The following is a 14,252-nucleotide window of genomic DNA, read 5'->3' on the forward strand; positions in this document are numbered from 1 at the left end:
CTCGGCTAGACCACAATATTACGGGTTTGTCCGCTCCCGTGCTACCTCTGCGGTGGCTGAACCGCTACACTATCGGTATGCCTCGCAGTGTGCGAGTCCCTCCTGTGAGAGCCCCCCATGGAAATTCAACGTTTTGCCGACCTTGCCCTCCCGCCCGCCCTGCTGCAGGCGATCGACGCCATCGGCTATGAGACCCCGTCGCCGATCCAGGCCGCCACCATCCCGCTGCTGCTGCAGGGGCGCGATGTGCTTGGCCAAGCCCAGACCGGCACCGGCAAGACCGCCGCCTTCGCCCTGCCGACCCTGGCCCGCATCGACGTGCGCAGCGCCCGGCCCCAGGCCCTGGTGCTGGCGCCCACGCGCGAGCTGGCCATCCAGGTGGCCGAAGCCTTCCAGAAGTACGCGGCCCAGCTGCCCGGCTTCCATGTGCTGCCGATCTACGGCGGCCAGGGCTATGGCCCGCAGCTGTCGGCCCTGCGCCGCGGCGTGCACGTGGTGGTCGGCACCCCGGGCCGCGTGATCGACCACCTGGAAAAGGGCGCGCTCGACCTGTCCGCCCTGAAGACCCTGGTGCTCGACGAAGCCGACGAAATGCTGCGCATGGGCTTTATCGACGACGTCGAAACCATCCTCCAGCGCACCCCGGCCACGCGCCAGACGGCCCTGTTCTCGGCCACCATGCCGGCCCCGATCCGGCGCATCGCCAAAACCTATCTGCGCGAGCCCGAGGAAATCACCGTGGCCGCCAAGACCACGACGGCCGACAACATCCGCCAGCGCTACTGGCTGGTCTCGGGCATGCAGAAGCTCGACGCCCTGACCCGCATCCTCGAGGCCGAGCCCTTCGACGGCATGATCATCTTCAGCCGCACCAAACTGGGGACCGAGGAGCTGGCCGAAAAACTGTGCGCGCGCGGCTTCTCGGCCGCCGCCATCAACGGCGACATGGCCCAGCAGGCGCGTGAGCGCACCATCGGCCTGCTCAAGGAAGGCCGCATCGACATTCTGGTGGCGACCGACGTGGCCGCGCGCGGCCTCGACGTCGAGCGCATCAGCCACGTGGTCAACTACGACGTGCCGTATGACGTCGAGAGCTACACCCACCGCATCGGCCGCACCGGGCGCGCCGGCCGCACCGGCGACGCCATCCTGTTCATCACCCCGCGCGAGCGCAATCTGCTGCGCATGATCGAGCGCCACACGCGCCAGCCGGTGTCGCCCCTGACCCTGCCCACGGTGCGCGAAGTCAATGACGCCCGCATCGCCCGCTTCAAGGAGCAGATCAGCGCCACGCTCGAAGCGGGCGGGCTCGATGTGTTCCAGCGCCTGTGCGAGGAATACGAGCGCGAGCACAATGTCCCGGCCATCGAAATCGCCGCCGCCCTGGCCAAGATCGCGCGCGGCGACGAGCCCCTGCTGCTGGACAAGAACCAGGAGCGGCGCCAGGCCGAAGAGCGCGCGCCCGACCCGCGCGAGCACATCGATCAGCGCTTGCTGGGCGGCGACGCGCGCCCCTCGCGCGCCGATTTTGCCGCCCTCAAGAAGGAACGCATGGCGCGCCCGCCCGAGCCGGGCATGGCCACCTACCGCATCGCGGTCGGCTACGTGCATGGGGTCAAGCCCGGCAATATCGTCGGCGCCATGGCCAACGAGGGCGGCATTGACGCCAAGCGCATCGGCCGCATCGAAATCTTCGACGACCACACCCTGCTCGATCTGCCGGCCGATCTGGACGCCGCCACCCTGGCCGCGCTGGCCGAGGTGAGCACGGCCGGCCGCCGCCTGCGCATCGTGCGCGACGGCGAGACGCCGCCGCCGGCGGACACGGCCGCTTCGCCGATGCAGCTGGACAAATTCATGGCCCCGCTGCCAGACGCGCCGGCACCGGCTGCTGCGGCGGCACCGGCGCCGGCACCGAAGAAAAAGAAGGACAAGCCGGCCGCGCGCCACGATTTCCCCATGGTCTGCTACCGCATCGAGGTGGGCAAGGCGCATGCCAAGCCGGCCAATATCATCGGCGCCATCGCCAATGAGGCCGGGCTCGAGGCCGCCCACATCGGCCGTCTCGAGATGTACGAGGACTACAGCACCGTGGAACTGCCGGACGGCATGCCCAAGGGCCTGCTCGAACATATGCGCAAGGTCTGGGTCGGCGGGCGACAGTTGAAGATGCGCCTGGACGGCGAACCTCTGCCGGCGCCGAAAAAGAAGAAGGAAAAGCACGCATGAGCCGCTTGATTTACGGCTGCATGGGCCTCGGCGGCGGCTGGAACCACGAACCGGTGCAGGGCAAGGACATCGCCCACGCGCGCGCCGCCCTCGACGCGGCGCTCGAGATCGGCATCACCCGTTTCGACCATGCTGACATCTACACGCATGGCAAGGCCGAGCAGGTGTTCGGCGAGCTGTTCAAGGCCGAACCGGCGCTGCGTGAACGGATTGTGCTGCAGACCAAGTGCGGCATCCGCTTCGGCGACGCGCACGGGCCCGGCCGCTACGACCTGTCGCGTGCCTACATCATCGCCGCCGTCGAGGCCAGCCTGGCACGCCTGCACACCGATTACATCGACGTGCTGCTGCTGCACCGTCCCGATCCGCTGATGGAGCCGGACGAAATCAACGAGGCCTGGCACACGCTGTACACGGCCGGCAAGGTGCGCGCGCTCGGCGTGTCGAACATGCACGCCGGCCAGCTGCGACTGCTGACGGCCGCGCTCGACACGTCCTTGGTGGCCAACCAGCTCGAGATGAGCCTGGCGCGGCGCGACTGGCTCGAGGCCGAGACCTGCTTCAACGACGCCCAGGGCGCGGGCGGCCTGGTGTGGGCCGACACGCTCGCCTATTGCCAGCGCAAACAGATCGGCCTGCAAGCCTGGGGGGCGCTGGCCAAGGGCTGGTACAGCGGCGGTGCCGCCTACGACGCCCCGCCCGTGGTGAACAATACCGCCCAGCTCGTGCGCGAGCTGGCCCATCAGCACCAGGTGGCGCCCGAGAGCATCGTGCTGGCCTGGCTGCTGCGCCATCCGGCCGGCATTGCGCCGGTGATCGGCACCTCCCATCCCGAGCGCATCCGCGCCTGCCGCGACGCCGAGCGCATCCAGCTCAGCCGCGAGGAGTGGTATCGCCTCTACGTCACCGCGCGCGGCCACGCGCTGCCCTGAACGGAACTTGGCAGGCAGAGCTGACCTCCAAGTAGCAGCGATGGAGGTCAGCATGAGTTACTACCGGCGCGTCTGGCAACCAGGCGCCCACTATTTCTTTACCGTTGTTACCGAGCGCCGCCAACCGGCCCTGGCCTCGCTGGCGGTGCGTCGCGCCTTGCGCTGCGCGATTGAGGCAGTGCGGCGCGGCCGGCCTTTCGACATCACGGCCTGGGTCATGATGCCTGATCACATCCACACGATCTGGAAGTTGCCGGAGGACGATGCCGACTTCGCCACGCGCTGGCGCTTGATCAAGTCACAGGTCACGCTCAGCTGTGGTGAGGATTGGTACCGCGCCCAATGGCAGAGCCCAGGGCGCAAGCGGAAACGCTGCGGCACGCTCTGGCAGGCGCGTTATTGGGAGCATCTGATACGTGACGAAGACGACCTGGGGCGGCACATCGACTATATCCATTGGAATCCCGTCAAACATGGCTTGGTGAGCCAGGTGCGGGATTGGCCGTGGTCATCGTTTCATCGTTACGTTCGGCATGGAATTTATGCGCCGGATTGGGGGACCGGGGATGGGGGAGCGCTTGGGTTTGCCAAGCGGGTTGACATCGGTGATTGACACGGCGCGCGGGTCTGAAGACCCGCCCTACGACGCCACGTACGCTGCAACGCGGTCAAACATGGCTTGGTAAGCCGTGGTCATCGTTTCATCGTTACGTTCGGAATGGAATCTATGCGCCGGATTTGGTGGCGGGGGCGTGCTTGGGTTTGTCGAACGGCTTGACAACGGTGATTGAAACGATGCGCGGGTCTGAAGACCCGCCCTACGACCGCATCGAATGTCGTACGTCGGGTCCAATTCACCGGCCGCATGTACCAGCGCCAGGTCGTAGGGCGGGTCTTTAGACCCGCGTAAATCCATCGCCCGCATTCACCGGCGCAAATCGTAGGGAGGGTCGTAGGACGGGTCGTAGGGCGGGTCGTAGGGCGGGTCTTCAGACCCGCGTTAATCCACCACCCGCAACCACCATCACCCTCTCAATCACCGCCCAGCCGCATCCGTGATACCCGCAAACCACTGCGCCAGCTCCGGCGTCAGCTGTTCCTCACGATAGCGCCAGGCCCAGTTCCCGCCCATCTTGCCGGGGAAGTTCATGCGTGCTTCCTCGCCCAGATTCAGGGCATCCTGCATCGGCGCCAGCACCGTGTTGGCGGGCGACTGCCACAGCGCCTCGATCATCACCGGCGTGATCTCATCCTCATTAAAGCCGCGCCCGAAGTAATGGCAGACATGGTCGCGCTCGTGCTGGGGAATCGTCTTAAACCAGCCGCGCGTGGTGTTATTGTCATGCGTGCCCGTGTAGGCGATGCTGTGCGGGATGTAGTTGCGGGCCAGGAAGGACGGATTGTTCTCGCTGAAACCGAACTGGAAAATCTTCATGCCGGGGAAACCGGCCCCATCACGCAGCGCATTGACTTCCTCGGTGATCACGCCCAGGTCCTCAACCACGATCGGAATCTCGCCGAACTCGGCCTTGATCGCATTGAACAGGTCGATGCCCGGCCCCTTGACCCAGCGCCCATGCACGGCCGTCGGCTCGCTGGCCGGAATCTCCCAGTAGGCCTCGAAACCGCGGAAGTGGTCGATGCGGATGATGTCGACCTGGGCCAGCAGGGCGCGGATGCGGTCCTTCCACCAGGCATAGCCATTGGCCTGCATCACGTCCCAGCGGTAGAGCGGATTGCCCCAGCGCTGGCCGGTGGCGCTGAAATAGTCGGGCGGCACGCCAGCCACGACACTCGGATTGCCGTCGGCATTCAGATAGAACTCATCCTGGTGCGACCAGGTATCGGCGCTGTCGAAGGCGACGAAGATCGGGATATCACCCATCACCTCGACGCCCTTGGCGTTCGCATAGCGCTTGAGCTGGCCCCACTGGCTGAAGAACACGAATTGCAGCCAGCGGTGCAGATCGATCGCGCTCCCGTGCGCGGCGGCCCAGTCGTTCAGCTGCGGCTGGCAGCGGGCGCGCAGCTCGGGCGTCCACTCGGTCCAGGCGCGCCCATCGTGCGCATCCTTGATCGCGCAGAAGCGCGCATAGTCTTCGAGCCAGTAGTCCTGCCGCTTGCAGAAGGCCTCGTAGGCGCTCTTCTGACCGGGCGTGGCCTTGGCCACGAAGGCGCCGTGGGCCTTGGCCAGCAGGGCCTTCTTCCACGGGATCACCCAGCCGTAGTCGACCGCCTCGGTGGGGAAGGGCGGCACCTCGGCCAGATCGGCGCTGTCGAGGAAGCCCTGCTCCTGCAGGTGGTCGAGCGAGATCAGCAGGGTATTCCCGGCCATCGAAGACAGGCACTGGTAGGGCGAATCGCCATACGAGGTCGGGCCCAGCGGCAGCAGCTGCCAGATCTTCTGGTGGCCGGCGGCCAGCCAGTCGACAAAGCGGTAGGCGGCCGCACCCAGGTCGCCAATGCCATAGCGGCCGGGGAGGGAAGTCGGGTGCAGGACAATGCCCGAGGCGCGTTTCATTCTGATCTCCTTATGCGTTCTGATTACAGCTGGACCGGGGCGGCGCGCCAGATGCTGTCGGCGTACTCGCCGATCGTGCGGTCGGACGAGAAGGCGCCCATGCCGGCTACGTTGAGGATGGCCTTGCGCGTCCATTCGTCGCCGTCCTGGTAGAGGGCGTCGACGGCTTCCTGGGTCGTCACATAGCTGGCGAAGTCGGCCAGCAGCTGGTAATTATCGCCCCAGTTGACGAGGGTGTCGAAAATCGCCTGGAAGCGGTCCGGCTGCTCGGGCGAGAACACGCCGTCGCGGATATTGTCGAGCACCTGGCGCAGTTCGGCATTCGCCTCGTAGTAGGCGCGCGGGTGGTAGCCCTGGTTGCGCAGGGCCTCGACCTGATCGGCCGTGTTACCGAAGATGAAGATGTTGTCGGCGCCGACCTGCTCGCGCATTTCGACGTTGGCGCCATCGAGGGTGCCGATGGTCAGTGCGCCGTTCAGGCCGAACTTCATATTGCCGGTGCCCGAGGCTTCGGTGCCGGCCGTCGAAATCTGCTCGGACAGATCGGCCGCCGGAATGATGATCTCGGCCAAGCTGACGCTGTAGTTGGGGATGAACACCACCTTCAGCAGGCCCTTGATGCGGGCGTCGTTGTTGATGGTGGCGGCGACGTCGTTGATCAGCTTGATGACGTTCTTGGCCATCACATAGGCCGAGGCGGCCTTGCCCGCGAAGATCACGGTGCGCGGCTGCCAGTTGGCGTCCGGATTGGCGAGGATGCGGTTATAGCGCGCGATCACATGCAGCACGTTCAGCAGCTGGCGCTTGTACTCGTGGATGCGCTTGACCTGGATGTCGAACAGCGTGGTCGGATCGACCGTGATGCCGAGGTTGGTCTGAATCCAGTCGGCCAGGCGCTCCTTGTTCTTCAGCTTGGCGGCGCGGAAGCTCTTCTGGAAGGGCTTGTTATCGGCCAGCTTCTTCAGGCCCGAGAGCTCGTCCAGATGACGGCGCCAGCTGGTGCCGATCTTCTTGTCGATGGCGGCCGACAGCCAGGGATTGGCCTGCGACAGCCAGCGGCGCGGGGTCACGCCATTGGTCTTGTTGTTGAAGCGTTCCGGGAAGATGCGCGCGAAATCGGCGAAGATCGACTGTGTCATCAGGTCCGAGTGCAGGGCCGAGACGCCATTGATCTTGTGGCTGGCCACGACGGCCAGATAGCCCATGCGCACGCGCCGTTCGCCGCTTTCATCGATCAGGGAAATGCGGCGCATCAGCATATTGTCCTGGCCGAAGCGCTCGGCCACGGCATGCAGGAAATGGGCATTGATTTCGAAGATGATCTGCAGGTGGCGCGGCAGCACGCGCGCCAGCATTTCCACCGGCCAGGTCTCGAGCGCCTCGGCCATCAGCGTGTGGTTGGTGTAGCTGAAGATCTGCTGCGACAGGGCCCAGGCGCGGTCCCAGGCCAGGCCGTGCTCGTCGATCAGCAGGCGCATCAGTTCGGGGATGGCCAGCACCGGGTGGGTGTCGTTCAGGTGGATCGAGACTTTGTCGGCCAGCTTGTCGAAGTTCTCGTGGGTCGACAGGTAGCGGCGGATCAGATCCTGCAGCGAGGCCGAGCAGAAGAAGTATTCCTGGCGCAGGCGCAGCTCGCGTCCGGACAGGGTCGAATCGTCGGGATACAGCACCCGGCTGACGTTCTCGGAGTGGTTCTTTTCCTCGACGGCGTCCATGTAGCGGCCGGTGTTAAAGGCCGACAGGTTGATTTCGGCCGAGGCCTTGGCGCTCCACAGGCGCAGGGTATTGGTGGCCTTGGTTGCGTAGCCGGGGATGATGGTGTCATAGGCCATGGCCAGCACGTCCTGGGTGTCGACCCAGCGCACGCCGTCCGGACCCTGTTCGGTGTGGCCGCCGAAGCGCACGCGGTAGGTCACCTCGGGGCGCGGGAATTCCCACGGATTGCCGCCCTTGAGCCAGTAGTCGGGCGTTTCGACCTGGCGGCCGTCGACGATGGTCTGGCGGAACATGCCGTAGTCATAGCGGATGCCATAGCCGAAGCCGGCGATGCCGAGCGTGGCCATCGAATCGAGGAAGCAGGCGGCCAGGCGGCCCAGGCCGCCATTGCCGAGGGCGGCGTCCGGTTCCAGGTTGGCGATCTGATCGAAGTCCACACCCAGCTTGGCCAGCGCCTCCTTGACTTCCTCGTACACGCCCAGGGCCAGCAGGGCATTGGTGAAGGTGCGCCCGATCAGGAATTCCATCGACAGGTAGTACACGCGCTTGACGTCCTGCGCGTACTGGGCGCGCGTGGTTTCCATCCAGCGTTCGACCAGGCGGTCGCGCACGGTCAGGGCGGTCGCGTTGAGCCAGTCCTCGGGCTGGGCGGCGGCCGGGTCCTTGCCGATGGCGTACACCAGCTTGTTGGCGATGGCGCGCTGGAGCGAGCCGGCGTCATTGGACAGGTGGTCGAATTCGAATTTGGCTTTTTTCATCAGTCTTTCCTGATCGGGTGGTTCTGTTCAGCTCAGCTTGAGCATCACGGTGGCCAGCGGCGGCAGCGTCAGGGCCAGCGAGTCGGCCTGCCCGTGGGCGCCGATGGCCTCCGTGTGCAGGTCGCCATTGCCGACCCCGCTGCCGCCATAGATGCTGGCATCGGTGTTGATGATTTCGCGGTAGCGGCCGGCGGCCGGCACCCCGATGCGGTAGCCGTGGCGGACCACGGGCGTGAAGTTACAGACGACGATGACGAAGTCGCCTTGCTCGTCGTAGCGCACGAAGGACAGCACCGAATTGGCGCGGTCGTCATGCGCGATCCAGGCGAAGCCGCGCGGATCGCAATCGCGTGCATGCAGGGCCGGGTAGGCGGTGTAGACCGCGTTCAGGTCTTTCACTAGGCGCTGCACGCCCTGGTGCTGGGGATCGCCCAGCAGCTGCCAGTCCAGGCTGCGGTCATGGTTCCATTCGGCGAACTGCGCGAATTCGCCGCCCATGAACAGCAGCTTCTTACCCGGATGGCCCCACATGAAGCCGTAATAAGCGCGCAGGTTGGCAAAGCGCTGCCAGGTGTCGCCTGGCATCTTGCCGATCAGGCTGCCTTTGCCGTGCACGACTTCGTCATGCGACAGGGGCAGCACAAAATTCTCACTGAAGGCGTAGACCAGGCCGAAGGTCATCTGGTCGTGGTGGTGGGCACGGTAGAGCGGGTCCTTCTTCATGTACTCGAGCGTGTCGTGCATCCAGCCCATATTCCACTTGTAGCCGAAGCCGAGCCCGCCATCATGGACGGGGCGCGACACTTGCGGGAAGGAGGTCGATTCCTCGGCCATCGTCACGGCCTGCGGGCGTTCGGCGCCGAGCACCGTGTTCACCCGGCGCAGGAAGGCGATGGCCTCCAGGTTCTCGCGCCCGCCGTGGATGTTCGGCACCCATTCGCCTTCCTTGCGGCTGTAGTCGCGGTAGAGCATAGAGGCGACCGCGTCCACGCGCAGGGCGTCGATGCCATAGCGCTCGGTCCAGAACAGGGCATTGCCGACCAGGAAATTGGCCACCTCGCGCCGGCCGTAGTTGTAGATCAGGGTGTTCCAGTCCTGATGGAAGCCTTCGCGCGGGTCGGCGTGTTCGAACAGACAGGTGCCGTCGAAGCGGCCAAGGCCAAAGGCGTCGGTCGGAAAGTGGCCGGGCACCCAGTCGAGAATCACGCCGAGGCCAGCCGCATGGCAGGCATCGATGAAGGCGCGGAAGTCCTCGGGCGTGCCGAAACGCGCGGTCGGCGCGTACATGCCGGTCGGCTGGTAGCCCCAGGAGCCGTCGAACGGGTGCTCGTTCACCGGCATCAGTTCGAGGTGGGTGAAGCCCATCTCCTTCGCATAGGGAATCAGCTGTTCGCCCAGTTCGCGGTAGCTGAGCCAGCGGCCGTCGGCATGGCGGCGCCAGGAGCCCAGGTGCACTTCATAGATGCTGACGGCGGCGCCCGTGCCGATGGCGGCCTGGCGCGCGGCGCTGGCCGGGGCCGCGGGCGGCAGCGTGGCCACGACCGAGGCGGTGTCCGGGCGCAGTTGGGCGCGCAGGGCGAAGGGGTCGGCCTTGAGCAGCACTTCGCCGCTGGCGGCGAGGATCTCGAATTTATACAGGTCGCCGGCCTGCACCTGGGGCACGAACATCTCCCACACGCCGCACTCGCGGCGCAGGCGCATCACATGGCGGCGCCCGTCCCACTGGTTGAAGTCGCCGACCACCGACACCCGATGTGCGGTCGGCGCCCAGACGGCAAAGGCGGTGCCTGGCACGCCTTCCATGCTGGCCGGGTGGGCGCCCATCTTTTCGAACGGGCGGTTGTGCGTGCCTTCGGACAGCAGCCAGACATCGAGCTCGCCCAGCACCGGGCCGAAGCGATAGGGGTCGTGCAGGGCCTGCTCGCCCTGGCCCCAGTCGACCAGCAGATGGTAGGGGAAAGGATGCTTGCGGCGCGCGAGCACGCCTTCAAACAGATCGGTGCCGCCAATGCGGGCCAGGCTGGCCACCGTTTTGCCGCTGTTCTCGTCGACCACCTTGACGGTCGCCGCGCCCGGCAGCAGGGCACGCACACACAGCTTGCCGTCCACGCTGTGCATGCCGAGCACGGCGAACGGGTCGCCATGCTGGCCGGCCTGCAGGGCCTGAAGTGTCGATGCGTCGAGCATGGAGCCTCCTCAGTGCGCCGCCGCCGGTGCCGCCGTGGCCGCGGCCGGCGACGCGTTGTCCTTCACCAGCAGCCAGAGTACGGCGGAAGCGGCCAGGCAGGCGCCGCACAATTCGAACACCACGGCCTTGTCCTGGGCGGCGGCGATCACGCGGCCGAGCACCAGGCTGGCAAACAGCTGGGGCAGCACCACCGACAGATTGAAGATGCCCATGAAGAAGCCCATGCGGCTGCGGTCGACCTTCTCGCTCATGATGGCAAACGGCAGCGAGACGATGGCCGCCCAGCCGACCCCGACCATGGCCATCAGCGCATACATCTGGCCGGCCGTGCGCGCCGTGAAGGCGATCAGGAAATAGGCGGCGGCCATGATGGCCAGGCTCAGCACCTGCACGCGGACGCGCCCGATCTTCAGGGCCAGCGGGCCGAACACGAAGGCCGGCAGCAGGAAGCCGACCGTGCTCATGATGGCGAAGGAATTGCCGATGATCTGGCCGGCCTGGGCCGAGGCGAGCTCTTTGGCCGCATCGGCCGCGATCAGATGCTGCTGGATGAAGGCGATGATGTAGACGAACATGCTCTGGGCGCCGACCCATGACAGGCCGTGCGCCACATAGATGCGCCACAGCTGGCCCCAGTCGGTGGCGCTCTTGGCGGCGCTGACTTCGGCTTCGAGCTGGCGCGGCTCCTCGATGAAGAACATCGGCAGCACCGAGAACAGGAACACCAGCACGATGCCGACATTGATCAGCATGTAGTTGTCGAGCTGGCCGCCGATCACATACGCGGCCACGCCCCAGAAGCCGGAGATGGTCTGCATCCAGGTATAGCCCTTGAGGCGCGGCGGGCCGTCGGGCGTGACATCGGCGATGATGGCGCGGGTCGGGTTGAAGCTGATATTGATGGCCAGGTCGAGCGTGACGGCGATGATCACCGCCACCACCAGAATATTGCCGATGCCCAGCAGGTTGGACACCACATCGATGCGCGGCAGCAGGAACAGCATCAGCGAGGCCAGCACCCCGCCGATCAGGATGAAGGGCCGGCGCCGGCCGCCCCAGAACCAGGCCTTGTCGGAAATAATGCCGATCAGGACCTGGCCAAGAATGCCAGCCAGCGGGCCCGAGGCCCAGACGATGCCGATCTCGTCGATCTTCAGATTGTATTTGGTGGACAGCAGCCAGCTCAGCGCGGAGATCTGGATGCACAGGGCAAAGCCCATCGCCGTCGAAGGCAGGCTGATGAGGGCGTAGAAAGCCGGGCTCAGTCTCTTTTGCATCTCAAGCATGGGTGTCCCCTGATTGTTGTCGTACTGCGTATTGTGCCTCAAAAGTCTGTTGTTTGACTACAAAAATGATTCCCTGAAATCCCTGCGCCCCGCATGGTCCCTATGAAAATGCCTGGTTTGACAGGGGTGTTTGCGCGTGTTATTTTGCTACATCGACTATTCCTGGCAGGAAGATTACAGTCCCATCATGCACAAAAAAGCGGCAAGTCTGGCCTTGGGCCTGGTGTTTTCTTCCTGGCTGCTGACGGCCGCAGCGGCGCCGGGCCCGGTGCTGCCGGTCGGCGCCGTACAGGCCGTCAGTATTCAGGGCCAGCAACTGCGCCTGCGCACCGAGCATGCCCAGGTCGAGATCACGCCCTACAGCCCGACCGTGCTGCGCGTGCGCATCGCCAGGCAGGCGCTCGGTCCCGACCATTCGTATGCGGTGGTGGCCAAGCCGCAGGCGGCCGGCGCCAGCATCAGCCAGGATGCGCAGGAAATCGTGATCCGCACGAGCGGCTACACGGCGCGCATCGCGCGCCAGCCGTTTGCGGTGGCCGTCTACAGCCCCGATGGCAAGCTGATCAACCGGGACGAGCCCGGCCTGGGCAGCAGCTGGATCGGCGAGGAAGTGGCCACCTACAAGAGCCTGCAGGAAGGCGAGCGTTTCCTCGGCCTGGGCGAGAAGGGGGGCAGCCTCGACCGGCGCGGCAGCGCCTACAGCAACTGGAATACCGACGCCTTCCGCTACACCAACGAGACCGACCCGCTGTACGCCACCATCCCCTTCTATATTGGTGTGCACCACGGGCTCGCCTACGGCCTGTTCTTCGATAACAGCTACCGCAGCGACTTCAATTTCGGCGCCTCCAACCGCCGCTTCGCGTCCTTCTCGGCCCAGGGCGGCGAGATGGACTACTACCTGATCACCGATCCCGACGTGGCCGGCATCCTGCGCAGCTACACCTGGCTGACCGGGCGCATGCCGCTGCCGCCCTTGTGGAGCCTGGGCTACCAGCAGAACCGCTACAGCTATATGAGCGAGACGGACGTCATGCGCGTCGCCCACACGCTGCGCGAGAAGCGTATCCCGGCCGATGGCATCACGCTCGACATCCACTACATGGACCAGTACAAGGTCTTCACCTGGGACCGCCAACGCTTCCCCGATCCGGCCGGAATGGCACAGCGCCTCGCGGCCCTCGGCCTGAAGCTGACCGTGATCGTCGATCCCGGCGTCAAGCAGGAAAGCGGCTACGCAAGCTTCGAGCGCGGCCTGGCCAAGGACGTGTATGTGAAATACCCGGACGGCAGTCCGTACAGCGGCGAAGTCTGGCCCGGCTGGTGCTTCTTCCCCGACTTCACGGCGGCCAAGGGGCGCGCCTGGTGGGCCAATGAGGTCGGCGCCTATGCGCGCGCCGGTGTCGCCGGCCTGTGGAACGACATGAACGAGATTTCCACATGGGGCCAGGCGATGCCGAACAATCTGCTGTTCGATTTCGACGGCCAGCCGACCACCCACCGCCAGGCGCGCAATGTCTATGCGCTGAATATGACGCGCGCCAGCTACGAGGGCATGAAGGCGGCGACCGGCCAGCGCCCGTTCCTGCTGACGCGCTCCGGTTTCGCCGGCACCCAGCGCTATTCGGCCCTGTGGACCGGCGATAACACGGCCAGCGACAGCCATATGCTGCTCGGCGTGCGCCTGCTCAATAGCCTGGGCCTGTCGGGCCTGGCCTTCACCGGGATGGACATCGGCGGCTTCATCGGCTCGCCCAGTCAGGGCCTGTACGCGCGCTGGATGCAGCTGGGCGCTTTCACGCCTTACTTCCGCAACCACTCGGGCTATGACACCAAGGCCGCCGAGCCCTGGACCTTCGGCGAGGATGTGCTGAACAATGTGCGCAGCTATATCAACCTGCGCTACCGCCTGCTGCCCTACCTGTACGCGGCCTTCCACGAGGCCAGCAGCAGCGGCCTGCCGGTCATGCGCTCGCTGGCGATCGACTACACGCACGACGCCCACGTGTATGCGCGCGACTTCGAGAACCAGTATCTGTTCGGTCCCAGCCTGCTGGTCGCGCCCTTCGAGAGTACGGCCCGTTTCGGCAAGCTGTATCTGCCGGCCGGGGCCTGGTACGACTTCTACACCGATGCCGCGCACGCCGGCGGCCGCGAGCAGCTGCTGGAACTGGCGCCGACCCGTCTGCCCGTCTTCGTCAAGGCCGGCGCCATCATTCCGATGCAGTCGCAGATTCAGAGCACGGCCGAGCAGCCCGCGCCGACCCTGGTGCTGCACCTGTACCGCGGCGAGCAGGCGTCCAGCTTCCGCTATTATGAAGACGACGGCAGCAGCTTCGCCTACGAGCAGGGCGGCTACTACGCGCGCAGTATCGGCATGGACCCGGCGCGCCGCCAGATCAGCTTCGGCGCCGTGGAGGGCCGCTACGACAGCCGCTTCACGCGCGTCGAACTGGTACTGCACGGCTTTGGCGCGGCGCCCCGTCTGCAGCGCGACGGGCAGGAGCTGGCCGTGACGGCCGGCAGCGCCGCCATGCTGGGTGAGGATCAGCCCGAGCGCGCGGCGGTCGCGCGCGTGGTGATCGACCATCCGCGCACGGCATTCAGCATCACTTATTAAGC

Annotated in this window: 8 protein-coding genes; 4 read left to right on the plus strand and 4 right to left on the minus strand. The window is 65.7% G+C overall.

Annotation, left to right across the window (positions count from 1 at the left end; translation table 11 throughout):
* Window positions 1-117: 117 nt before the first annotated feature.
* From LZ005_RS05170 to LZ005_RS05180, 3 genes are read left to right on the plus strand one after another with little or no spacing between them, the layout of a single operon-like run.
* On the plus strand, window positions 118-2,229 hold the full coding sequence (locus tag LZ005_RS05170) for a DEAD/DEAH box helicase (protein WP_237805360.1): 2,112 nt from the start codon (window positions 118-120) through the stop codon (window positions 2,227-2,229).
* Window positions 2,226-3,161, plus strand: a complete 936-nt coding sequence (locus tag LZ005_RS05175) for an aldo/keto reductase family oxidoreductase (protein WP_237805362.1) — start codon at window positions 2,226-2,228, stop codon at window positions 3,159-3,161. The genes LZ005_RS05170 and LZ005_RS05175 overlap by 4 nt, the downstream gene beginning before the upstream one ends.
* A gap of 52 nt (window positions 3,162-3,213) precedes the next feature.
* Window positions 3,214-3,774, plus strand: coding sequence for a transposase (locus LZ005_RS05180; RefSeq protein WP_237805364.1), 561 nt, complete (start codon window positions 3,214-3,216; stop codon window positions 3,772-3,774).
* 423 nt (window positions 3,775-4,197) lie between these two features.
* Here the strand turns inward: LZ005_RS05180 and malQ are convergent, their stop codons facing one another.
* From malQ to LZ005_RS05200, 4 genes are read right to left on the minus strand one after another with little or no spacing between them, the layout of a single operon-like run.
* Window positions 4,198-5,682, minus strand: a complete 1,485-nt coding sequence (gene malQ / locus LZ005_RS05185) for a 4-alpha-glucanotransferase (RefSeq protein WP_237805365.1) — start codon at window positions 5,680-5,682, stop codon at window positions 4,198-4,200.
* A gap of 23 nt (window positions 5,683-5,705) precedes the next feature.
* Window positions 5,706-8,156, minus strand: a complete 2,451-nt coding sequence (locus LZ005_RS05190) for a glycogen/starch/alpha-glucan phosphorylase (protein ID WP_237805367.1) — start codon at window positions 8,154-8,156, stop codon at window positions 5,706-5,708.
* A 27-nt stretch (window positions 8,157-8,183) separates the two neighbouring features.
* Window positions 8,184-10,343, minus strand: coding sequence for a 1,4-alpha-glucan branching protein GlgB (gene glgB / locus LZ005_RS05195; RefSeq protein WP_237805369.1), 2,160 nt, complete (start codon window positions 10,341-10,343; stop codon window positions 8,184-8,186).
* 9 nt (window positions 10,344-10,352) lie between these two features.
* On the minus strand, window positions 10,353-11,630 hold the full coding sequence (locus tag LZ005_RS05200) for an MFS transporter (protein WP_237805371.1): 1,278 nt from the start codon (window positions 11,628-11,630) through the stop codon (window positions 10,353-10,355).
* A 187-nt stretch (window positions 11,631-11,817) separates the two neighbouring features.
* On the opposite strand from LZ005_RS05200, the gene LZ005_RS05205 reads away from it, so the two are divergent.
* On the plus strand, window positions 11,818-14,250 hold the full coding sequence (locus LZ005_RS05205; protein ID WP_237805373.1) for a glycoside hydrolase family 31 protein: 2,433 nt from the start codon (window positions 11,818-11,820) through the stop codon (window positions 14,248-14,250).
* Window positions 14,251-14,252 lie beyond the last annotated feature (2 nt).

Origin of the sequence: Massilia sp. TS11 (assembly GCF_022012445.1) — a bacterium.
Classification (GTDB): Bacteria; Pseudomonadota; Gammaproteobacteria; order Burkholderiales; family Burkholderiaceae_D; genus Telluria.